The sequence below is a fragment of the Streptomyces sp. NPDC015242 genome (genome assembly GCF_043079125.1).
Taxonomy (GTDB): Bacteria; Actinomycetota; Actinomycetes; order Streptomycetales; family Streptomycetaceae; genus Streptomyces.
Genome location: NZ_JBIBUF010000002.1, coordinates 790,476 through 810,854, shown reverse-complemented (window position 1 = coordinate 810,854; position 20,379 = coordinate 790,476). Strand labels below are relative to the sequence as shown.

General features: G+C 72.7%; 19 protein-coding genes. 9 read left to right on the top strand and 10 right to left on the bottom strand.

What is annotated here, in order from left to right; all coding sequences use genetic code 11:
• Positions 1 to 83: 83 nt before the first annotated feature.
• Positions 84 to 1,124, top strand: a complete 1,041-nt coding sequence (locus tag ACF07N_RS09125; RefSeq protein WP_383324638.1) for an NAD(P)-dependent alcohol dehydrogenase — start codon at positions 84 to 86, stop codon at positions 1,122 to 1,124.
• A gap of 145 nt (positions 1,125 to 1,269) precedes the next feature.
• Positions 1,270 to 1,659 (top strand): VOC family protein, encoded by a 390-nt coding sequence (locus tag ACF07N_RS09120; protein WP_392110160.1) that lies wholly within the window; start codon positions 1,270 to 1,272, stop codon positions 1,657 to 1,659.
• 71 nt (positions 1,660 to 1,730) lie between these two features.
• On the opposite strand, the gene ACF07N_RS09115 is transcribed toward ACF07N_RS09120, so the two are convergent.
• From ACF07N_RS09115 to ACF07N_RS09100, 4 genes are all read right to left on the bottom strand, one after another.
• Positions 1,731 to 2,675, bottom strand: coding sequence for a DUF5829 family protein (locus tag ACF07N_RS09115; RefSeq protein WP_392110157.1), 945 nt, complete (start codon positions 2,673 to 2,675; stop codon positions 1,731 to 1,733).
• Positions 2,676 to 2,778: 103 nt separating this feature from the next.
• Positions 2,779 to 3,894 carry an AI-2E family transporter gene (locus ACF07N_RS09110; RefSeq protein WP_392110154.1) on the bottom strand — a complete coding sequence of 372 codons (1,116 nt, stop codon included), beginning with the start codon at positions 3,892 to 3,894 and terminating at the stop codon, positions 2,779 to 2,781.
• 87 nt (positions 3,895 to 3,981) lie between these two features.
• A complete protein-coding gene (gene msrA, locus ACF07N_RS09105; RefSeq protein WP_392110151.1) occupies positions 3,982 to 4,650 on the bottom strand; it encodes a peptide-methionine (S)-S-oxide reductase MsrA in 669 nt (222 codons plus the stop codon).
• 134 nt (positions 4,651 to 4,784) lie between these two features.
• On the bottom strand, positions 4,785 to 5,906 hold the full coding sequence (locus ACF07N_RS09100) for a hypothetical protein (protein WP_392110148.1): 1,122 nt from the start codon (positions 5,904 to 5,906) through the stop codon (positions 4,785 to 4,787).
• Between the two features lie 162 nt (positions 5,907 to 6,068).
• Between ACF07N_RS09100 and ACF07N_RS09095 the strand changes: the two genes are divergently transcribed.
• Positions 6,069 to 7,223, top strand: a complete 1,155-nt coding sequence (locus ACF07N_RS09095; RefSeq protein WP_392110145.1) for a cystathionine gamma-synthase — start codon at positions 6,069 to 6,071, stop codon at positions 7,221 to 7,223.
• A gap of 16 nt (positions 7,224 to 7,239) precedes the next feature.
• Here the strand turns inward: ACF07N_RS09095 and ACF07N_RS09090 are convergent, their stop codons facing one another.
• From ACF07N_RS09090 to ACF07N_RS09080, 3 genes are all read right to left on the bottom strand, one after another.
• A complete protein-coding gene (locus ACF07N_RS09090) occupies positions 7,240 to 7,488 on the bottom strand; it encodes a hypothetical protein (RefSeq protein ID WP_383324616.1) in 249 nt (82 codons plus the stop codon).
• A 46-nt stretch (positions 7,489 to 7,534) separates the two neighbouring features.
• A complete protein-coding gene (locus tag ACF07N_RS09085; protein WP_392110142.1) occupies positions 7,535 to 8,038 on the bottom strand; it encodes a sigma factor-like helix-turn-helix DNA-binding protein in 504 nt (167 codons plus the stop codon).
• A 292-nt stretch (positions 8,039 to 8,330) separates the two neighbouring features.
• Entirely contained in the window at positions 8,331 to 8,837 is a 507-nt protein-coding gene (locus ACF07N_RS09080; protein WP_383325039.1) for a MarR family winged helix-turn-helix transcriptional regulator, read from the bottom strand.
• Between the two features lie 163 nt (positions 8,838 to 9,000).
• Between ACF07N_RS09080 and ilvA the strand changes: the two genes are divergently transcribed.
• The 3 genes from ilvA (at position 9,001) to ACF07N_RS09065 (ending at position 12,164) form a co-directional block, all read left to right on the top strand.
• Complete coding sequence (ilvA, locus tag ACF07N_RS09075; protein ID WP_383324610.1) at positions 9,001 to 10,230, top strand: threonine ammonia-lyase; 1,230 nt, start codon at positions 9,001 to 9,003, stop codon at positions 10,228 to 10,230.
• A 159-nt stretch (positions 10,231 to 10,389) separates the two neighbouring features.
• Complete coding sequence (locus ACF07N_RS09070) at positions 10,390 to 11,367, top strand: ATP-binding cassette domain-containing protein (RefSeq protein WP_383324607.1); 978 nt, start codon at positions 10,390 to 10,392, stop codon at positions 11,365 to 11,367.
• Positions 11,364 to 12,164 (top strand): ABC transporter permease, encoded by an 801-nt coding sequence (locus ACF07N_RS09065; protein ID WP_392110138.1) that lies wholly within the window; start codon positions 11,364 to 11,366, stop codon positions 12,162 to 12,164. The genes ACF07N_RS09070 and ACF07N_RS09065 overlap by 4 nt, the downstream gene beginning before the upstream one ends.
• A gap of 112 nt (positions 12,165 to 12,276) precedes the next feature.
• On the opposite strand, the gene greA is transcribed toward ACF07N_RS09065, so the two are convergent.
• The gene (gene greA, locus ACF07N_RS09060; protein ID WP_383324602.1) at positions 12,277 to 12,774 is read right to left on the bottom strand and encodes a transcription elongation factor GreA; all 498 of its coding nucleotides are present in this window, start codon (positions 12,772 to 12,774) and stop codon (positions 12,277 to 12,279) included.
• A gap of 179 nt (positions 12,775 to 12,953) precedes the next feature.
• Positions 12,954 to 13,352 carry a DUF4307 domain-containing protein gene (locus tag ACF07N_RS09055; protein ID WP_383324599.1) on the bottom strand — a complete coding sequence of 133 codons (399 nt, stop codon included), beginning with the start codon at positions 13,350 to 13,352 and terminating at the stop codon, positions 12,954 to 12,956.
• A 147-nt stretch (positions 13,353 to 13,499) separates the two neighbouring features.
• On the opposite strand from ACF07N_RS09055, the gene mca reads away from it, so the two are divergent.
• Both mca and ACF07N_RS09045 read left to right on the top strand, forming a co-directional pair.
• Positions 13,500 to 14,381 (top strand): mycothiol conjugate amidase Mca, encoded by an 882-nt coding sequence (gene mca, locus ACF07N_RS09050; RefSeq protein ID WP_392110135.1) that lies wholly within the window; start codon positions 13,500 to 13,502, stop codon positions 14,379 to 14,381.
• On the top strand, positions 14,374 to 14,667 hold the full coding sequence (locus ACF07N_RS09045) for a hypothetical protein (protein WP_392110132.1): 294 nt from the start codon (positions 14,374 to 14,376) through the stop codon (positions 14,665 to 14,667). The genes mca and ACF07N_RS09045 overlap by 8 nt, the downstream gene beginning before the upstream one ends.
• A gap of 88 nt (positions 14,668 to 14,755) precedes the next feature.
• On the opposite strand, the gene ACF07N_RS09040 is transcribed toward ACF07N_RS09045, so the two are convergent.
• Positions 14,756 to 17,953, bottom strand: coding sequence for a tetratricopeptide repeat protein (locus ACF07N_RS09040; protein ID WP_392110130.1), 3,198 nt, complete (start codon positions 17,951 to 17,953; stop codon positions 14,756 to 14,758).
• 247 nt (positions 17,954 to 18,200) lie between these two features.
• On the opposite strand from ACF07N_RS09040, the gene ACF07N_RS09035 reads away from it, so the two are divergent.
• Positions 18,201 to 20,234, top strand: a complete 2,034-nt coding sequence (locus tag ACF07N_RS09035) for a thioredoxin domain-containing protein (protein WP_392110127.1) — start codon at positions 18,201 to 18,203, stop codon at positions 20,232 to 20,234.
• Positions 20,235 to 20,379 lie beyond the last annotated feature (145 nt).

Genomic DNA, 20,379 nt, shown 5'->3' with positions numbered 1-20,379 from the left:
ATTCCGGCACGGTGGAGTGCGTGCCCGGCCGGAAGAAGATCCAGAAGGCAGCCGGGCGCACCACCCCGCTAGGAGAACCCGGCATGACCACTGTTGCTGCGTACGCTGCTCCCGCCCCCAAGGCACCGCTGGAGCGCACCACGATCGAACGCCGCCAGGTCGGCGAGTACGACGTCCTGATCGACATCAAGTTCGCCGGCATCTGCCACTCCGACATCCACCAGGCCCGCGAGGGCTGGGGCGAGGCGATCTTCCCGATGGTCCCCGGCCACGAGATCGCCGGTGTCGTCTCCGAGGTCGGCGCGGGCGTGACCAAGTTCGCCGTGGGCGACCGCGTCGGCGTCGGCTGCATGGTCGACTCCTGCCGCGAGTGCGAGAACTGCAAGGCCGGCCGCGAGCAGTACTGCGTCAAGGGCAACATCCCGACGTACAACGGCATCGGCAAGGACGGCGAGCCCACGTACGGCGGCTACTCGGAGAAGGTCGTCGTCGACGAGAACTTCGTCGTCCGCATCCCCGACGGTCTCTCCCTGGACGTCGCCGCGCCGCTGCTGTGCGCCGGCATCACCCTCTACTCGCCGCTCAAGCGGTTCGGCGCGGGCCCCGGCAAGAAGGTCGCGATCGTCGGTCTGGGCGGTCTCGGCCACATGGGCGTGAAGATCGCGCACGCGCTCGGCGCCGAGGTGACCGTGCTGTCGCAGTCCCTGCGCAAGCGCGAGGACGGCCTGAAGCTGGGCGCGGACCACTACTACGCCACCAGCGACCCGAAGACCTTCGAGGAACTGGCCGGCACCTTCGACCTGATCGTCTCCACGGTCTCGGCCCCGCTGGACTTCGGCGCCTACCTGTCGCTGCTGAAGACCGAGGGCACGCTCGCCAACGTCGGCGCCCCCGAGGAGCCCATCTCCCTCAACCTCTTCTCGGTGATCGGCGGCGGCAAGTCCCTCGCCGGTTCCATGATCGGCGGCATCGCGGAGACCCAGGAGATGCTGGACTTCTGCGCCGAGCACGGCCTGGGCGCCGAGATCGAGCTGATCCGCGCCGAGCAGATCAACGAGGCGTACGAGCGGGTCGTCGCCAGTGACGTGCGCTACCGGTTCGTGATCGACACGGCCACCATCTGAGACCCGGCGGTTCCGCCGTCCGAGGGCCCCGGCGCACCGCGCGCCGGGGCCCTCGCGTGCGTTCGTGATGCGGGGGGGTACACACCCGGGGTACACAAGGGGGAGTGCGCCAGGGGGCTCACCGGTACACCAGGGGAGGTTGGCCATGACCGTGCAGCTGAACCACACCATCGTCGCCGCGCGCGACAAGCGCGCCTCGGCCCGGTTCCTCGCCGGCATCCTCGGGCTGGAGGTGGGCGCGCCCTACGGGCCGTTCCTGCCGGTCGAGATCTCCAACGGTGTCACGCTCGACTTCATGGACAGCCCCGGCGCGATCACGCCGCAGCACTACGCCTTCCTGGTCTCGGAGGAGGAGTTCGACGAGATCTTCGCCCGGATCCAGCAGGCCGGCCTGACGTACTGGGCGGACCCGTTCCACAGCCGTCCCGGGGAGATCAACCACAACGACGGCGGCCGCGGCGCGTACTTCGACGACCCCGACGGCCACCGCCTGGAGATCATCACGAGGCCGTACGGCAGCGGCGCCCGGGCCTGAGCCGCCGCACCTCCCGCCCCTCCCGTCCGGCCCGGCGGCGGCCCGGCCGGACGGGGTGCTGACGCCGGGCCTCAGTCCGTCCGGCCCGGCCGGTCCCCGCCGTCGAAGATCCACACGGCGCGCGGGCCGGGGCCGACGACCAGGTCCGAGGTGCCGAGCCGCTCCACGTGCCGGGCCGTCACCGGCCTGTTCAGCGACATCTCGACCTGCCGCAGACCCACCCGGTCCAGCGGCACGGCGTCGAACCGGAGGGTGGTGCCGCCGCCCTTCGCGACGACGCCTCCGCCCGGCAGCGGGCGTACGGCGAAGCCGCCCGCCTCCAGCAGCGGCACCGTGTTGGCCAGGTCCCGCGCGGTCACCGCGAGCCGGACGCCGGTCACGTCCCGCATCAGGTGGTCGCGGTAGCCGTCGGACAGGTAGCGTTCCCGGCCCACGTCACCGGGGTATGCGGCGGGTTCGGTGTTGCCGCGCGGGTCGGCGAAGTACTCCGGCCGGTACTCCATGCCCCACGCGCCGAACAGGTCGTACTGGTCGGTGGTGAACACGGCGTCGAACCACGGCACGGGCGCGCCGTCGCCGAAGTCGCGCGTCTGCAGGAACTCCACGGGGTCGGCGCCGCCCTGCGCGCGCAGCCGGGCGGTGACGGTCGCCAGGTCGCCCGCCCGCTCCGCCGAGACGCCCATGCCGCCGGCGCCGAGGGTGCCGTCCTTGCCGGGCAGGTCGCCGACGCCGAAGAGTTCGAGGTAGGTCTCACGGCCCATGAGGTAGCGGCCCGTCCAGGTCTGGCCGCCGGAGCCGGTCGTGGTGCGGACCTGGAAGTTCGCGAAGTCGCGGAGATACGCCGAATGCTCGATCGCGTCGGCGGTCTCCCGGTCGAGCACACCGTAGGCGTGGTTGTAGTACAGCAACTGCCGCCCGCCCCCGCCGCCGTCCTCGGCGTGCGCGCTGCCCTGGACCGCCCCCGCGAGGGCCAGGGTCATGACCATGATCGCCTGTAACGCTCGTCTGAGAACCATGCGGGGAGCGTAGGCGGGGAGGAAACGGTTCCGCTGGGGATTACGAAGCTGTGGCGGTGACAGCCGGTCCCTGCCGCGAGGAAGACGCGAGGCCGCGCGGCCGCTACGCCGGGGCCGGTCCCGCGGGGTCCGGCTCGTCCTCGCCCGGTCCCGGTGACGGGACGGTGAGCTGTTCGCGCACGTAGTTCCACACCACCGCGATCAGCGCGGCGACGGGCACGGCGAGCAGGCTGCCCACGATGCCGGCGAGGCTGCCGCCCAGGGTGACCGCCAGCAGGACGACGGCCGCGTGCAGGCCGAGGCCGCGGCTCTGGATCATGGGCTGGAAGACGTTGCCCTCCAGCTGCTGCACCACCACGATGATCGCCAGCACGATCAGCGCGTCCGTCAGGCCGTTGGAGACCAGGGCGATGAGGACCGCGACGAAGCCGGCGAACAGCGCGCCGATGATCGGCACGAACGCGGAGACGAAGGTCAGCACCGCCAGGGGAAGCACCAGCGGAACGCCCAGGACCCACAGGCCCAGGCCGATCAGGACCGCGTCGAGCAGGCCGACGGCCGCCTGGGACCGCACGAAGGAGCCCAGCGTGTCCCAGCCGCGCGCGAAGACGACCGGGACGTCCGTGGCGAGCCGGCCGGGCAGCTGACGGGCGAGCCAGGGCAGGAACCGCGGACCGTCCTTGAGGAAGAAGAACATCAGGAACAGCGCGAGCACGGCCGTGACGACACCGTTGACGACGGTGCTCACCCCCGTGACGACGGCGCCGACCATGCTGCCGAGGCCGTCCTGGGCACGGGCGACCGCGGAGTCGAAGGCCCGGTCGATCTGGGCGTCCCCGATGTTCAGCGGCGGCCCGGCGGCCCACTCGCGCAGCCGCTGGATGCCCTCGACGACACCGTCCGACAGTTCCCCGGACTGCGAGGCCACCGGCACCGCGATCAGCGCCACCACCCCCGCGGCGACCAGCAGGAACAGCACGGTCACCACCGAGGCGGCGAGCGCGGGCGGCCAGCCGCGCCGCCGCAGGACCCGCACCGCGGGCCAGGTCAGGGTGGTCAGCAGCAGCCCGATCACCAACGGCCACACGACCGACCACATCCGGCCCAGCAGCCACAGGGCCACGGCCAGCCCGGCCAGAACCAGCAGCAACTCACCTGACACCCGCGCGGATATCCGCAGCGCGGCTCGGGATCTGGAGGAACTCAGAGGCGCAGTCACGAGGGCACCCTATGGGGTACGCACGCCTCTGGGGACACACCGGTCCGCCGGGTCACACGGCGTGCTCCACGCCCGGAGCCGGGGCGCTCACCCGTCGGCCCGGGCCACACCGACCGGGCAGGAGACGCCCGTGCCGCCGATGCCGCAGTAACCGGCCGGGTTCTTGTCGAGGTACTGCTGGTGGTAGGCCTCGGCCGGGTAGAAGGGGCGGCCCCCGGCCGGGACGATCTCCGTCGTGACGGTCCCGTGGCCGGCGGACGTGAGCACCCGCTGGTAGGCGGCGCGGGAGCCCTTGGCGGTCGCCTCCTGCCCGGGGCCGTGCGTGTAGATCGCGGAGCGGTACTGCGTGCCCACGTCGTTGCCCTGGCGGAAGCCCTGCGTGGGGTCGTGCGACTCCCAGAACGTCTTCAGCAGGCGCTCGTAGGAGATCACCGCCGGGTCGTACACCACCCGCACGACCTCGGTGTGGCCGGTCAGGCCCGAGCAGACCTCCTCGTACGTGGGGTGCTCGGTGTAGCCGCCCTGGTAGCCGACGAGGGTCGTCCACACCCCGGCCGGGAGCTGCCAGAACACGCGCTCGGCGCCCCAGAAGCAGCCCAGGCCGAAGTCGGCCGTCTCCAGGCCCTCGGGGTAGGGGCCGAGCAGCGGGTTGCCGAGGACGGTGTGGCGGTCGGGGACCGTGAACAGCGGCTCGGGGCGGCCGGTCAGGGCCTGCTCGCGGGTCGGCAGCTGGGGCGTGCGGCTGTACAGGAACATGCGGTCTCCAGCGGGCTCCGGTCGTCTCCCCGGTGGTCTCCGGTGAGGGGCGCGCCGCCCAAAGGCGGGCGACGTCCCCTTCAACCGGTCGCGATCTCCCGGAATTCCGGGGGAGAACCCGGCCGGAGCGGGTGTCAGTGCGGCAGGCTCGCCGGGCTGCCGCCGTTCGCCTCGTAGCCCGCGACCGCCAGCGCCCGGTACACCGCGAACTCCGCGGCCGGGTCGGCGGACAGGGTCCAGGGCAGGGCGCCCACGTGCCCGTCGATGTGCACCAGCTGGTTCATCGCCTCCGACCACCGCTCACCGCGCACCAGGAAGAACACCAGCAGGTGCCGCACGTGCGCCAGCATCGGGTCGTCGGGGCGGGCCGAGTGCACCGCGTGCAGCGCGCCGTGCACCGCCTTCGTGACGACCTCCGTCTGCCAGAAGCCGCTGACCAGCGTCACCTCGGGCAGGTGCTCGAACACCGCGAACAGCGGCATCGCCGCCAGCAGGGAGCCCTGCGGGGCCCGGGCGGCCGCGGCCTCCGCGAACGAGTAGGCCAGCTCGCGCGAGCCGTGCCACTTCTCGCACCAGTAGTGCAGCGCGGCCAGGTGCGCCCCCATGTGGTTCGGGGCGCGGTCCAGGATCTTCAGCCACAGCTGCTCGAAGTCCTTCTGGGAGTAGCCGAGACCGCGGGCCACCGACAGCTCCACGATGTACGGGATCGGATCACCCGGGGCCAGCAGCGCCGCGTCGCCGCACGCCGCCTTCGCCTCCTCCATGATGATCCGGAACTCGTCCGTGCCGGGCGACGCCGTCCGCCACGCCTGCTGCACCAGGAACTCGGCGTGCACCGCCGCGCCGCCCGCGTCCTTGGGCGCCTCGGCCCGCCACACCCGCAGCCACTGCCCGCCCGGCGACTCGCCCACGCCGCCGGGCCGCTGCGCGAGCTCCAGCGAGGCCGCGCCCGCGAAGGCCTGCACGCGCTGCCAGCGGCGCTCGCCCTCCGTCTCCGTGCCCGCGAGGAGCTGCTGGGCGGCGCGGTAGTCCTGCGTGCGCTGCACCACGTCCAGGACGTCCATCAGGTCCTGGTCGGGGCCGGGCATGCGGATGTCGAGCTCCTCCTCGCGGACGAAGCCGTAGTTCGCCGGGTCCGCGGCGTCCGGGTGGTCGGGCGAGACCAGCCCGATCGCCGCGCCGCGCCCGCGCCGCAGGAAGGGAAGCAGCACGAAGCCCAGCATGACCGCCGCGATCAGGACCCAGAGAATCTCCATGCCACAAGCGAACCAGACCGTCCCGACAATTGGCCAACCTGGTCCCCGAACCTGTGGAAAACCCTGCCGGGAGGCCCCGCCGCCCTGTGGACGGCCGGGGCCGGAACCCCGCCGGCCTCGCGGTCCCGCACTCCGCGCGTCGGCGCACTACCCTCGGTGCCCATGAGCGACAGGCACATCAGTCAGCACTTCGAGACGCTCGCGATCCACGCGGGCAACACCGCCGACCCCCTGACGGGCGCGGTCGTCCCGCCGATCTACCAGGTCTCCACCTACAAGCAGGACGGTGTCGGCGGCCTGCGCGGCGGCTACGAGTACAGCCGCAGCGCCAATCCGACCAGGACCGCGCTGGAGGAGAACCTCGCCGCCCTGGAGGGCGGCCGTCGCGGTCTCGCGTTCGCGTCCGGGCTGGCGGCCGAGGACTGCCTGCTGCGCACGCTGCTCAGCCCCGGCGACCACGTGGTCATCCCCAACGACGCCTACGGCGGCACGTTCCGCCTGTTCGCCAAGGTCGTCGCCCGCTGGGGCGTGGAGTGGTCGGTGGCCGACACCGGTGACCCGGCCGCCGTGCGGGCCGCCCTCACCCCGAAGACCAAGGTGGTGTGGGTGGAGACCCCCTCCAACCCGCTCCTCGGCATCACCGACATCGCGGCCGTCGCCCAGGTCGCCCGGGACGGGGGCGCGAAGCTCGTCGTCGACAACACCTTCGCCACGCCGTACCTGCAGCAGCCGCTGTCCCTCGGCGCCGACGTCGTGGTGCACTCCCTGACCAAGTACATGGGCGGCCACTCCGACGTCGTCGGCGGCGCGCTGATCACCGCCGACGCCGCGCTCGGCGAGGAACTGGCCTTCCACCAGAACGCGATGGGCGCCGTCGCCGGACCCTTCGACTCCTGGCTGGTGCTGCGCGGCACCAAGACGCTCGCCGTGCGGATGGACCGGCACAGCGAGAACGCCGCCAAGGTCGCCGACATGCTCACCCGGCACGCGCGCGTGACGAGCGTGCTCTACCCGGGTCTGCCGGAGCACCCCGGCCACGAGGTCGCCGCCAAGCAGATGAAGTCGTTCGGCGGCATGATCTCCTTCCGGGTCCAGGGCGGCGAGGAGGCGGCCGTCGAGGTCTGCAACCGCGCCAAGGTGTTCACGCTGGGCGAGTCCCTGGGCGGCGTCGAGTCCCTGATCGAGCACCCGGGCCGGATGACGCACGCGTCCGTGGCCGGCTCGCTGCTGGAGGTCCCCGGCGACCTGGTGCGGCTGTCCGTCGGCATCGAGAACGCCGACGACCTGCTGGAGGACCTGCAGCAGGCGCTCGGCTAGAGCCGTCCCGGCCGGGTCACCAGCCGGTCAGGGGTGGGGTCGTGTCCGACGGCGGCTCCACCCACGGCCGGGCCGTGAGCGCCCACACGGTGAACGCCACGGCCGCCGCGAACAGCAGCAGCCACAGTGCGCGGCGGGCCAGTTCCCGGCGCCGCAGCATGCGGGTGCCGCGGCGCACCGCCTCCGGGTGGATCTCGGGCGGCAGGGGCCGCGGCGCCTGTTCCAGGATCCGCCGCGCCGCCGCCTCGCGGTCGGTTCCGCTCATCTCCGCCTCCGCTCGCCGGGCGGGGTCCCGGTCCGGGCAGGTCCTCTCATGACGGCACCGCCTTCGCGGCCGTCACCCGCGGGGCCGGGCCACGCGCGCGGCGCAGCAGCGTGGTCGTCGCCCGGTGGCAGACGGCCCGCACGCGCTCCGGGGACAGGCCGAGCAGGGCCGCCGCCTGTTCCTCGGCGACGCCCTCGTAGAGCCTGAGGACCAGGATCAGCCGCTCCTGCGGGGTGAGCGCGGCCAGAGGGCTCGCAGGGTGGGGGCGGGAGCGGCCGAGTCCGCCGTACCGGCGCCAGGCGCCGCGTGCGAAGCGGGTGGCCAGGTACTGGCGGGTGCGGTCGTAGGGATCCTCGCCGCGCAGTCCGTCCCAGTGCGCGTACGTGTGGGCCAGCGACAGGGTCAGCAGGCGCCGCGCGCGCGGGTTGTCGTCCGGGGCCTCGGCGGTGAGCAGGGTGGCGGCGTGCAGCAGCCGTCCGGCCGCGCCCGCGACGAACGTCTCGAACTCCCGGGCGCGACGCGCTGCCCGCGACGCCTGCCGCTCTCGCACCTCGCCTCCCGCCCGCCGGCGACCCTGAGGACGCGTCCCGGCCGCACGCGGCGGGGACCCGGTCTCATATCAGGCCAGAGACGCCCTCGCGGTCAAGAGCCCCGCACGGCCCGGCACGCGTGTGTGCCGGGCCGTGCGGGGTCGTCGCGCCTCGGGGCCGGGTGCGGGTGGGGTGTTGCCTGCCGGGCGGCGGTGTCGGCGTCCGCCTCCGTCGGCTCGTACGGGCGGCACGTGCGGCTGCCCGCGTGTCCCCCCGCGGATGGGGCCCTCTCCGGCCGGGCGGCCGGGGCGATCAGGAGTCGGACTGGGCCTCGGGACCCGGTACCCCCTGCGCCGACATCCGTGACGACAGCGCGGTGTTGAAGCGCGTCAGGAGGGAGCAGAACGCCTCGCGCTCCTCCGGCTCCCAGTCATGGGTCAGCTCGGCCATCAACTGGCGGCGGGACGAGCGCACTTCCTCCAGCCGGGACTGCCCGCGCGGGGACAGCTGGAGCACCACGGCCCGTCCGTCCTCGGGGTGGGACGTGCGCTTGACCAGGCCGGTGTCGACGAGCGGGGCCACCTGCCGGGTGACCGTGGACGAGTCGATGCCCATGCTCGCCGCGAGCGCCTTGACGCCCATCGGCCCTTCCTTGTCGAGCCGGTTGAGCAGCAGGTACGCGGCGCGGTCCATGGAGTTGCGCACCTGCCCCACCCCGCCGAGCCGGGTCTGTTCCGCACGACGGGCGAACAACGCCACCTCGTGCTGCAGCGTGTCGAGGAGACCGGTGTCACCGACGGTCGTCATGTCCATCGACATTTCTGGTGTTGTGGGCATGGCCGGAGGCTCACTTCGTGAAGGGCTGGCAGATTGGGGGACAGGGTACGCGGCCGGGAGGCGGGTCGTACCGGCGCTGCGCAAAGCGGGTCTCGGAGGTTGGTCACAACGGCCGTTCCCGCCTGTGAACTGCGATGCTGGTGTCATGAGCTACAGCACGGCTGACTCCTTGCGGTCCGTCACCCTCGACGACGTGCGCGGCGCGCAGAAGATGCTCTCGGGCGTGGCGCGGGTGACCGCGATGGAGACCAGCAGGCACCTGTCCCGCACGGTGGGCTCCCCGGTCCACCTCAAGTGCGAGAACCTCCAGCGGACGGGCTCGTTCAAGCTGCGCGGCGCGTACGTGCGGATCGCCGGCCTGCTGCCCGAGGAGCGCGCGGCCGGTGTCGTCGCCGCGAGCGCCGGCAACCACGCCCAGGGCGTCGCCCTCGCCTCCTCCCTGCTCGGCGTGCGCTCCACGGTGTTCATGCCGAAGGGCGCCCCGCTGCCCAAGATCAGCGCCACCCGCGAGTACGGGGCCGAGGTGCGGCTGCACGGCCAGGTGGTCGACGAGACGCTGGCCGCCGCGCAGGAGTACGCGGCCGAGACGGGCGCGGTGTTCATCCACCCCTTCGACCACCCCGACGTCATCGCGGGCCAGGGCACCGTGGGACTGGAGATCCTGGAGCAGTGCCCCGAGGCGCGCACGATCGTCGTCGGCATCGGCGGCGGCGGTCTCGCCGCCGGGATCGCGGTGGCGGTGAAGGCCCTGCGGCCGGACGTGCGGATCGTCGGCGTGCAGGCGACCGGTGCCGCCGCCTATCCGCCCTCGCTGGCGGCGGGGCGGCCGGTCACGGTCGACAACCCGGCCACGATGGCCGACGGCATCAAGGTCGGGCGGCCGGGTGACGTGCCGTTCGGGATCATCGGCGAGCTGGTCGACGAGGTGCGCACGGTCAGCGAGGACGAGCTGTCCGCCGCGCTGCTGCTCTGCCTGGAGCGGGCCAAGCTGGTCGTGGAGCCGGCCGGGGCGAGCCCCGTCGCGGCGCTGCTGAGCGAACCGGCCGCCTTCGAGGGCCCGGTCGTGGCGGTGCTCTCCGGCGGCAACGTCGACCCGGTGCTGATGCAGCGCGTGCTGCGGCACGGCATGGCCGCGCAGGGCCGCTACCTGGCCGTGCGGCTGCGGCTGACGGACCGGCCCGGAGCTCTCGCCACACTTCTGGGCGTGCTGTCAGTGGTCGACGCTAACGTCCTCGATGTGAGCCACGTACGGACCGACCCGCGGCTCGGGCTCACGGAGGCGGAGGTGGAGCTCCACCTGGAGACGAAGGGCCCGGCGCACTGCGTCGAGGTGGGCCAGGCGCTGCGCGAGGCGGGCTACACGGTCATCGACTGACCGCCCGCTCCGGCTCCGGCGGCCCGCCGAGATCACCTTCGTCACCCGTACCGCACTCGGGAAAACTCGTTGAGAGACGCGATACATCGCGTTATGGTGTGACTGTGAGAAGGCTCACCGGGCGTTCGTCCGGCCATCCCCGAAGACGTGGAGACGTGTATGCCAGGCGCCATTTACGCCGAAGGTCTGGTCAAGACCTTCGGTGACGTCAGGGCCTTGGACGGTGTCGACCTCGACGTGCCCGAGGGCACGGTCCTCGGCCTGCTCGGGCCGAACGGCGCGGGCAAGACCACCACCGTCCGCTGCCTGACCACCCTGCTGCGGCCCGACAGCGGACGGGCCGTCGTCGCGGGCATCGACGTGCTGAAGCAGCCCGACGCGGTCCGCCGCTCGATCGGCCTGTCCGGTCAGTTCGCGGCCGTCGACGAATACCTGACCGGCCGGGAGAACCTGCAGATGGTCGGCCGGCTCTACCAGATGAAGGCCAAGGCGGCGAAGGAGCGCGCGGCCGAGCTGCTGGAGCAGTTCCACCTCACCGACGCCGCCGACCGCCCCACCAAGACCTACTCGGGCGGCATGCGCCGCCGCCTCGACCTCGCCGCCGCCCTCGTCGTCTCGCCGCCCGTGATGTTCATGGACGAGCCGACGACCGGCCTCGATCCGCGCAACCGCCAGCAGCTGTGGGAGGTCATCAAGCAGCTCGTCTCCGGCGGTACGACGCTGCTGCTGACCACGCAGTACCTGGAGGAGGCCGACCACCTGGCCCACGACATCGCCGTGGTCGACCACGGCAAGGTCATCGCCCAGGGCACCTCCGACCAGCTCAAGGCCCGCACGGGCGGCGAGCGCGTGGAGGTCGTCGTCCACGCGCGCGAGCACATCCGCACCGCCGCCGGGGTCCTCACCGGCTTCGGCAAGGGCGAGGTCACCGTCGAGGACCACATGCGCAAGCTCACCGTGCCCGTGACCGGCGGCGCCAAGCTCCTGGCCGAGGTCATCCGGGAGCTGGACGCGCGCGGCATCGAGATCGACGACATCGGCCTGCGCCGGCCGACCCTCGACGACGTCTTCCTGTCCCTGACCGGACACGTCGCCGAGGCCGAGGACGAAGAGAGCGACAAGGAGGCCGACCGGTGAGCGCCATCAGCGATGCCGCGGTCATCGCGCGCAGAAATCTGATCCGCATGGGCCGGATCCCCGAGATGATCATCTTCGGGCTGTTCCAGCCGATCATGTTCGTGGTGCTGTTCACCTACGTGTTCGGCGGCTCGATCCAGGTCGGCGCGTCCTCCTCGACCCAGGCCTACCGCGAGTTCCTGATGGCCGGCATCTTCGCCCAGACGGTCACCTTCGCCACCGCGGGCGCGGGCGCGGGCATCGCCGACGACATGCACAAGGGCCTCATCGACCGGTTCCGCTCCCTGCCGATGGCGCGTGGCGCGGTGCTGACCGGCCGGACCATCGCCGACCTGGTGCAGACGGCGCTCACCCTGGTCGTCCTGGCGATCGTGGCCGTGATCGTCGGCTGGCGCACGCACGAGAACTTCGGCAAGGTGCTCGCCGGCTTCGGCCTGCTGCTGCTCTTCGGCTACGCCTTCTCGTGGATCGGCGCGCTCATCGGCCTGTCCGTGCGCACCCCCGAAGCGGCGACCTCGGGCGGCCTGATCTGGCTCTTCCCGCTGACGTTCATCTCCAACGCGTTCGTGGACGCCAACCAGATGCCGTCGTTCCTGCGGCACATCGCGGAGTGGAACCCGTTCAGCGCGGTCGTGCAGGCGTGCCGCGAGCTGTTCGGCAACCTTCCGCCGGGCTTCAAGACCCCCGACGCCTGGCCGATGCAGCACCCCGTCCTGGCCTCGCTGATCTGGTCGGTCGTGATCATCGCCGTCTTCCGGACGCTCGCGGTCCGCAAGTACCGCCGGGCGACCGGCTGACGGCCGCGGCCTTTGCGGCGGGCGTCTTCCGCGACGGCATCCGCGACGGCATGACGAAGCCCCCGGCGCCGCAGCGGTGCCGGGGGCACGTCCAGGTCCGGGCGGTGGCGGCTCAGCCCTCGTACGGCTCGGCCTTGAGGATCTTCACCGAGGCCTTCTTGCCGTTCGGCAGCTCGTACTGAGCGTCGTCGCCGACCTTGTGGCCGATCACGCCGGTGCCCAGCGGGGACTGCGGCGAGTACGTCTCGATGTCGGAGCTCGCGTACTCGCGCGAGGCGAGCAGGAACGTCAGCGTGTCGTCCTCGTCGCCGTCGAACGCGATCGTGACGACCATGCCGGGCGCCACGGCGCCGTCCGCCGCGGGAGCCTCGCCGACCTTGGCGTTCTCGAGGAGCTGGGTGAGCTGGCGGACACGCAGTTCCTGCTTGCCCTGCTCCTCCTTGGCCGCGTGGTACCCGCCGTTCTCACGCAGGTCGCCCTCCTCGCGCGCCGCGGCGATCTTCGCCGAGATCTCCGCCCGCGCGGGACCAGTAAGGTACTCAAGCTCAGCCTTGAGCTTGTTGTACGCCTCCTGGGTCAGCCAGGTGACGTTCTCGCTGGTCTGGGTCACAGGTGCTCCTCGTAGGTACTGGGAATACAAAGCATCGCCCTACCCAGAAGAATGTTCCTTCACGGATGGGCGAAACCACGAGCCTAACAATTCAGGGGCCCGAGGGGGAGGACATAAGCCACCAGTTTCACGTCAACGCAGCTCAGACGCTACGTATTGCGGGTGACGCGCGGGGGTGGTCAGTCGGCGTGGCAGCCCATCAGCTGGGCGGTCGTCCCCGGGGAGGTCGTACGGAGCGTGACGACCCGGTCGATGCGCGTGTCGTCCCCGTCGAAGCGGAAGTCGGCCCGGCCCACCTCGGCCCCGTCCTCGGCCTGCGAGCGGACGGTGCAGTAGCCGGCGGCGCCGGCGTCCTTGCGGACCTCCAGATGCACCCGCACCGACTCCTTGCCCGGCTCGAAGCTGATCACCTCGGCGCTGATCTTGTTCTGGGCGACGTAGTGGTAGCCGAACCAGCCGATCAGTCCCAGCAGCGCCACCCCGAGGACGGCGCCGACGACCTTGAGCCTGCGGTCGGCGCGCTCGTCCGAGGAGCGGCCGTAACGGCCCTCGGGCGGTCGCGTGCTCGCCGTCGTCATGATCGTCCTCCAGGCAGGGCCGGGACGAAGGTCCCGAAAAGGGCTCCGGGACCCGGTCCCGGAATTATTCGCCCCCCGATTCGGTCACTATAGAAGCCGCTGATTGCGCCGACGCACACAGGGCGCCGACTTACTGAGGATTGAGTCTTGACTGACCAGTTGCGACTGATGGCCGTTCACGCACACCCCGACGACGAGTCGAGCAAGGGCGCGGCGACCATGGCGAAGTACGTGTCCGAGGGGGTGGACGTGCTGGTCGTGACCTGCACGGGCGGGGAGCGCGGCTCCATCCTCAACCCGAAGCTGCAGGGCGACGCGTACATCGAGGAGCACATCCACGAGGTACGCAAGAAGGAGATGGACGAGGCCCGGGAGATCCTCGGCGTCAAGCAGGAGTGGCTCGGCTTCGTCGACTCGGGCCTGCCCGAGGGCGACCCGCTGCCCCCGCTGCCGGAGGGCTGCTTCGCCCTGGAGGACGTCGACCACGCGGCCGGCGAGCTGGTGAGGAAGATCCGTTCCTTCCGCCCGCAGGTGATCACCACCTACGACGAGAACGGCGGCTACCCGCACCCCGACCACATCATGACCCACAAGATCACGATGGTGGCGTTCGAGGCCGCGGCGGACACCGAGAAGTACCCGGAGGCCGAGTACGGCCCCGCGTACCAGCCGCAGAAGCTCTACTACAACCAGGGCTTCAACCGCCCGCGCACCGAGGCCCTGCACCAGGCGATGCTCGACCGCGGCCTGGAGTCCCCCTACGGGGACTGGCTCAAGCGCTGGGAGGAGTTCGGGATGAAGCAGCGGACGCTGACCACGCACATCCCGTGCGCCGAGTTCTTCGAGATCCGCGACAAGGCCCTGATCGCGCACGCCACCCAGATCGACCCCGACGGCGGCTGGTTCAAGGTGCCGATGGAGATCCAGAAGGAGGTCTGGCCGACGGAGGAGTACGAGCTGGCGAAGTCCCTCGTCGATACCTCCCTCCCCGAGGACGACCTCTTTGCGGGCATCCGCGACAATGCCTGACATGAGCGCAAGCGCAAGCCTGGCAATGACGCACCTCGTCTCCTTCGCCAAGGAGGTCGACGAGGACAAGGTCACCCCCGGCGTCCTCGGCTTCATCGTCTTCGCGGTGATGGCGGCGGCGGTGTGGGCCCTGATGAAGTCGATGAACCGGCACATGAGCAGGGTCGACTTCACGCAGGTCCCGGACCCGAGGGCGGAGGACGGCGAGCAGAGCGGGACCGACGCGGTCCCCGCGGACGCCGAGGCCTCCTCCGGCTCCTCCGGCCGGGCGAAGAAGCAGGACTGACCTCCCCGCCCCGAGGGGCGGCACACACCCGCCGGCAGTGGGCACACCGCCGGCGGGTGTCGGGGCGTCCCCGGACCGGGGCCCGGCCCTACGCCTCGGTCCGCACCGCCACCCCCATCACCTCCCGCGCGTGCCGGCCGGGCGTCATCCCCAGCCGCCACGCCTGCCAGCCCGCCTCCAGGCTCACGCCCCGCTCCAGCAGCAGGGCGAAGGCGTCCACGTAGTCGTCGAGCTTGTCGTCGCGCAGGGGATGGGCGGCGCGGGCCAGTTCCGCGAGCTCCTCCTGGGCCACCGCCGTGCCGACCTCCACCCCGCCGGGGGCCGCGTAGGGCAGGAGGGTGCAGCGCAGGAAGCGGGCCCAGTCCTCGCCGCGGCGGTCGCCGTAGGACGTGAAGAGGGCCGCCGCCTCGTCGCACAAGGCCAGGGCCTGCTGGGTGCGGGCGTTGCCCGCGTCCACCACCGCCAGTTCCAGGCAGGTCCACGCCTCGCCGTGGGCGACGCCGATACGCTGGAAGTCGGCGCGGGCGTCGACCAGGAGCTGGCGGGCGAAGCCGGAGTTGCGCAGGGAGCCCGTCCGGGCCGCGCGCTGGTCGCGGGTGACGCGGGCCGAGTGGTGGCGGGCGCAGGCCAGGCCGTAGACGTCCCGCATGCGGGAGAACATCGTGCGGGCCCGTTCCAGCTCGCGGACCGCCTGGTCCAGGTCGCCCGTCTCCTCCAGTGCCTGGCCCAGGTAGTAGAGGGTCCAGGCCTCGCCGCGCGCGTCCTCGTTGTCGCGGTGCCGGGCGGCCGCGCCGCGCAGCTCCTCCACGGCCGGGGAGGCGTCGCCGGCCACCAGCAGGGCCCGCGCCAGCTGGGTCAGCGCCCAGGCCTCGCCGCGGGCGTCGCGGGTACGGCCGTACAGCTCCAGGGCCGCGCGCAGCTCGGATTCCGCGCGGGGGACGTCGCCCATCCGCAGGCCCAGCTGCCCGAGCTGGAAGTGCGCCCAGGCCTGGCCGTGCAGGGACTCGCCCGCGCGGTGCAGGACCAGCGACTCGGTCAGCAGCTCCAGCGCCTCGCCCAGCCGGGCCCGGTCCCGCTCCACCGCCGCCAGCGCGTGCATCGTCCACGCCCGGTCCGTCGCCAGCTCGGGGGAGGACTGCAGCGCCAGCGCCTCGCGCAGCTTCGCCGACGCCTCCGTCAGGTTGCCCTGGTGGTGCAGGGTGATGCCGAGGGAGCACAGGGCCCGGGCCGCCCCGGCGTCGTGGTGGGCCTCCCGGTACAGATCCACGACCGAGGCGAGGGTCGTGCGGGCCTTGTCCAGCTCGCCCAGCTGCCGGGCCGCGATGCCGGTGCGCCACTGCACCGAGCGGACCAGCAGGCCCTCGTCCACGGCCTGGGCGAGTTCGCTGATCTCGCCCAGGCGGTAGAGGTCGCCGCGCAGCAGGCAGTAGTCGCACAGGGCGCCCAGCAGGTTCAGCACGGCCGCCCGGTTCACGCCCTCGGCGTGGCGCAGGGCCGCGGTGATGAAGCTCGACTCGTCGTCCAGCCAGCGCAGCGCCTCGTCGAGGGAGGGGAAGCCGTACGGGCTGAAGCGGTTGGTGCGGGTCGACATGTTGCCGTCGACCATGCGCAGCACCGAGTCGGCCAGCTCGGCGTAGTTCACGATCAGCCGCTCCTGCGCCGCCGTGCGCTCGGCCGGGTCCTCCTCGTCGAGGAGGCGGGCCTGGGCGAAGGAGCGGACCAGGCCGTGCAGCCGGTACCGGTCGCCGCGGACGTGGTCGATCAGGCCGGCGCGGGTGAGGGCCTGGAGGTGGCGGGTGGCCTCCGTCTCGTCGGTGGCCAGCAGCGCGGCGGCCGCCGCCGCGCCGAGTGAGGCCCGGCCGGCCAGGGCCAGCCGGCGCAGCAGCCGCCGTACGGGCTCCGGCTGGTCGGTGTAGCGCAGCCACAGGGCGCGCTCCACCGGTGCGACCGGGCCGTAGGCGCCCAGGTCCGTGGCCAGGGCGCGCGGGGAGCGCGGGCCGAGGCAGGACCCGGCGATGCGCAGCGCCAGCGGCAGCCCGCCGCACAGCTCACGTACCCGCTCGGCGGACTCGGCGTCGTACGGCCCGGAGCCGTCCTGCGCCGTCGCGCCCAGCAGTTCCTCCGCCCCGGCCGCGTCCAGCGGCTCCACGGCCAGCTGGTGCACCCGCGCGGGCAGGCCGGCCGGCTCCAGCGGGCCGCGGGCGGTCACCAGCACCAGGCTGTCGGACCGTTCCGGGACCAGGGCGCGGATCTGCTCGGCGTCCGAGGCGTCGTCCAGGACGACCGTGACGGGCGTGCCGGTCAGATGCTGGTGGTAGAGCTCGCTCAGCCGCTTGACCTGCTGGTCGGGGGAGGAGCGCTCGCGGAACAGCAGTTGCTCGCGGGGCGCGCCGAGCCGGTTGAGCAGGTGCAGCAGGGCGTCGCGGGTGGACAGCGCGGACTCGCCGGGGCTGTCGGCGCGCAGGTCGACGACGCAGGCGCCGCGGAAGTGGTCCCTCAGGTCGTGCGCGGCGTGCACGGCGAGGGCCGTGCGGCCGCTGCCGGGCGTGCCGTGCAGGACGACCACGGTCGGCCGGGTCTCGGTGCTCGCGCGGGCGGCCTGGACCCACTGCCGGATCCGCGCCAGCTCCTCGCGCCGCCCCGCGAACGGCCGGACCGGCTCCGGGAGCTGCGCGAAGGACTGCTCCAGCACGCTGCGGCCGCGTGCCGCCGCGCTCTTGTCGGCGCCCCGCAGCCGCGGCCCGGTCTTCTTCGGCCCGGTGGAGGCGGCCAGGACGCGCTGCTGGTCCAGGAACGGCCGGATGCCCCGCACCTCCAGCGCCGTCAGCCACTGCAGCCGCAGCTGTTCCGGGCCGCCCGGCTGGCTCGCGGCCCCGGCGCGGTGGTGCGCGGCGGGCAGGTGCGAGCCGGCCACCTTCACGACCGTCGCCGCGGCTCCCGCCACCCCCACCGTCACACCCGCGCCCAGGGCCGTGCCCGTGCCGGTGCCCAGGGCCATGTCGGCGACGACGGCCGCGACCGCGGCGACCCCGGCCACCAGCAGCGGCGTCCCGGCGCCCTCCCGCGCGTAGCGCTGGGCGAAGGTCAGCTGCCCGGCCTCCGCCTCGTCCAGGGCGCGCGTGTAGGCCTCGTACTCCTCGGCCGCGCTCTGCGCCATCGCGTCGAGCGCCCCGCGCGCCCGCGCGAGCAGCACCTTGCCGTCGCTGCGCCCGCCGGAGCGGCGCACCTCCTCCTCCACGGCCCGCGCCAACAGCCGCTCGGCCTCCGCCCGATGACCGTCCCGCATGTCACGTCCCCCTCCGGCGGCGACGGCGGTCCCGGCCGTGCCCGGCCGTCCCCCGCACGCTGTCTCGGTCGTTTCCTCGGTCAAGTGTGCTGTGGACGGCGCATCGGGGCGAGGGGGCGTGCCCGGCCCGATGATGTGAAGGAAGAGGGCCGCCGGCGTGGGGCGCGTCCGGCGGCCGTGCGGCGGGTGCGGCGCCCGTGCGACGCCTGACACGTGCGGGGAGGGGTACTGCGGCAGGATGGGAACCATGCCGAACCGACTGGCGCACGAGACGTCCCCCTACCTCCTTCAGCACGCCGACAACCCCGTCGACTGGTGGCCCTGGTCGGCCGAGGCCTTCGAGGAGGCCCGCAAGCGGAACGTGCCCGTGCTGCTCAGCGTCGGCTACAGCAGCTGCCACTGGTGTCACGTGATGGCGCACGAGTCCTTCGAGGACCAGGAGACCGCCGAGTACCTCAACGCGCACTACGTCAGCGTGAAGGTCGACCGCGAGGAGCGGCCGGACGTCGACGCCGTGTACATGGAGGCCGTGCAGGCGGCGACCGGGCACGGCGGCTGGCCCATGACGGTGTTCCTCACCCCGGACGCCGAGCCGTTCTACTTCGGAACCTACTTCCCGCCCGCGCCCCGCCAGGGCATGCCCTCCTTCCGCCAGGTGCTCCAGGGCGTGCGGCAGGCCTGGGAGGAGCGGCGCGACGAGGTCACCGAGGTCGCCGGGAAGATCGTCCGCGACCTGGCCGGCCGGGAGATCTCCTACGGCGACGCGCAGACCCCCGGCGAGCAGGAGCTGGCGCAGGCCCTGCTCGCGCTGACCCGCGAGTACGACCCGCAGCGCGGCGGATTCGGCGGTGCGCCGAAGTTCCCGCCGTCCATGGTGCTGGAGTTCCTGCTGCGCCACCACGCCCGCACCGGCGCCGAGGGCGCGCTGCAGATGGCGGCCGACACCTGCGAACGCATGGCCCGCGGCGGCCTCTACGACCAGCTCGGCGGCGGCTTCGCCCGCTACTCGGTGGACCGCGACTGGGTCGTGCCGCACTTCGAGAAGATGCTGTACGACAACGCCCTGCTGTGCCGGGTGTACGCGCACATGTGGCGCGCCACCGGCTCGGAGCTGGCCCGCCGGGTGGCCCTGGAGACGGCCGACTTCATGGTCCGCGAACTGCGCACGCCGGAAGGCGGGTTCGCCTCCGCGCTGGACGCCGACAGCGACGACGGCACCGGGAAGCACGTCGAGGGCGCGTACTACGTGTGGACGCCCGCGCAGCTGCGGGAGGTGCTGGGGGAGCAGGACGCCGAACTCGCCGCCCGGTACTTCGGCGTCACCGAGGAGGGCACGTTCGAGCACGGCCAGTCCGTCCTGCAACTGCCCCTCCAGGACGGCCTGTTCGACGCGGAGAAGATCACTTCGATCCGCGAGCGCCTGCTGGCGGCCCGGTCGCGGCGCCCCGTGCCCGGCCGGGACGACAAGGTCGTCGCCGCCTGGAACGGCCTCGCGATCGCCGCGCTGGCCGAGACGGGCGCCTACTTCGACCGGCCCGACCTCGTGGAGGCCGCCCGGGCCGCCGCCGATCTCCTCGTCCGGCTGCACCTGGACGAGCAGGCGCGCCTGACCCGCACCAGCAAGGACGGCCACGCGGGCGTCAACGCCGGTGTCCTGGAGGACTACGCGGACGTGGCGGAGGGCTTCCTCGCGCTCGCGTCCGTCACCGGCGAGGGGGTCTGGCTGGAGTTCGCCGGGTTCCTGCTCGATCACGTCCTGGTCCGCTTCACCGACCCGGAGTCGGGCGCGATGTTCGACACCGCCTCCGACGCCGAGCGGCTGATCCGCCGCCCGCAGGACCCGACCGACAACGCCGCCCCGTCAGGCTGGACCGCGGCCGCCGGTGCCCTGCTGAGCTATGCCGCGCACACCGGTTCCGCACCGCACCGCACCGCCGCCGAGCAGGCTCTCGGCGTGGTGAAGGCGCTCGGCCCGCGCGTGCCCCGCTTCATCGGCTGGGGGCTCGCGGTCGCCGAGGCCGTGCTGGACGGACCGCGCGAGGTCGCGATCGTGGGGCCGTCGCTCGGTGACGAGGGCACGCGGGCCTTGCACCGCACGGCGCTTCTGGGCACCGCGCCCGGCGCGGTGGTGGCCGTCGGGTCTCCCGGCAGCGAGGAGTTCCCGCTGCTCAGCGACCGTCCGCTGGTCGGCGGTGAACCGGCGGCCTACGTCTGCCGTAACTTCACATGTGACGCGCCGACAACGGAGGTTGAACGGTTGCGTGCGGTGCTGAGCGACTGAAGTCGGGAATCAACGGAAACACGCTCTTTATCTGAACAGCCCCCGGGCTTCACAGTTCCCCCCTAATCTCTGCACAGTGACGTGGCGGGAGGGGCCGCACCGGCACACCGTCACGACCGGGGGCTCAGAGATCTGGGGGGATCTG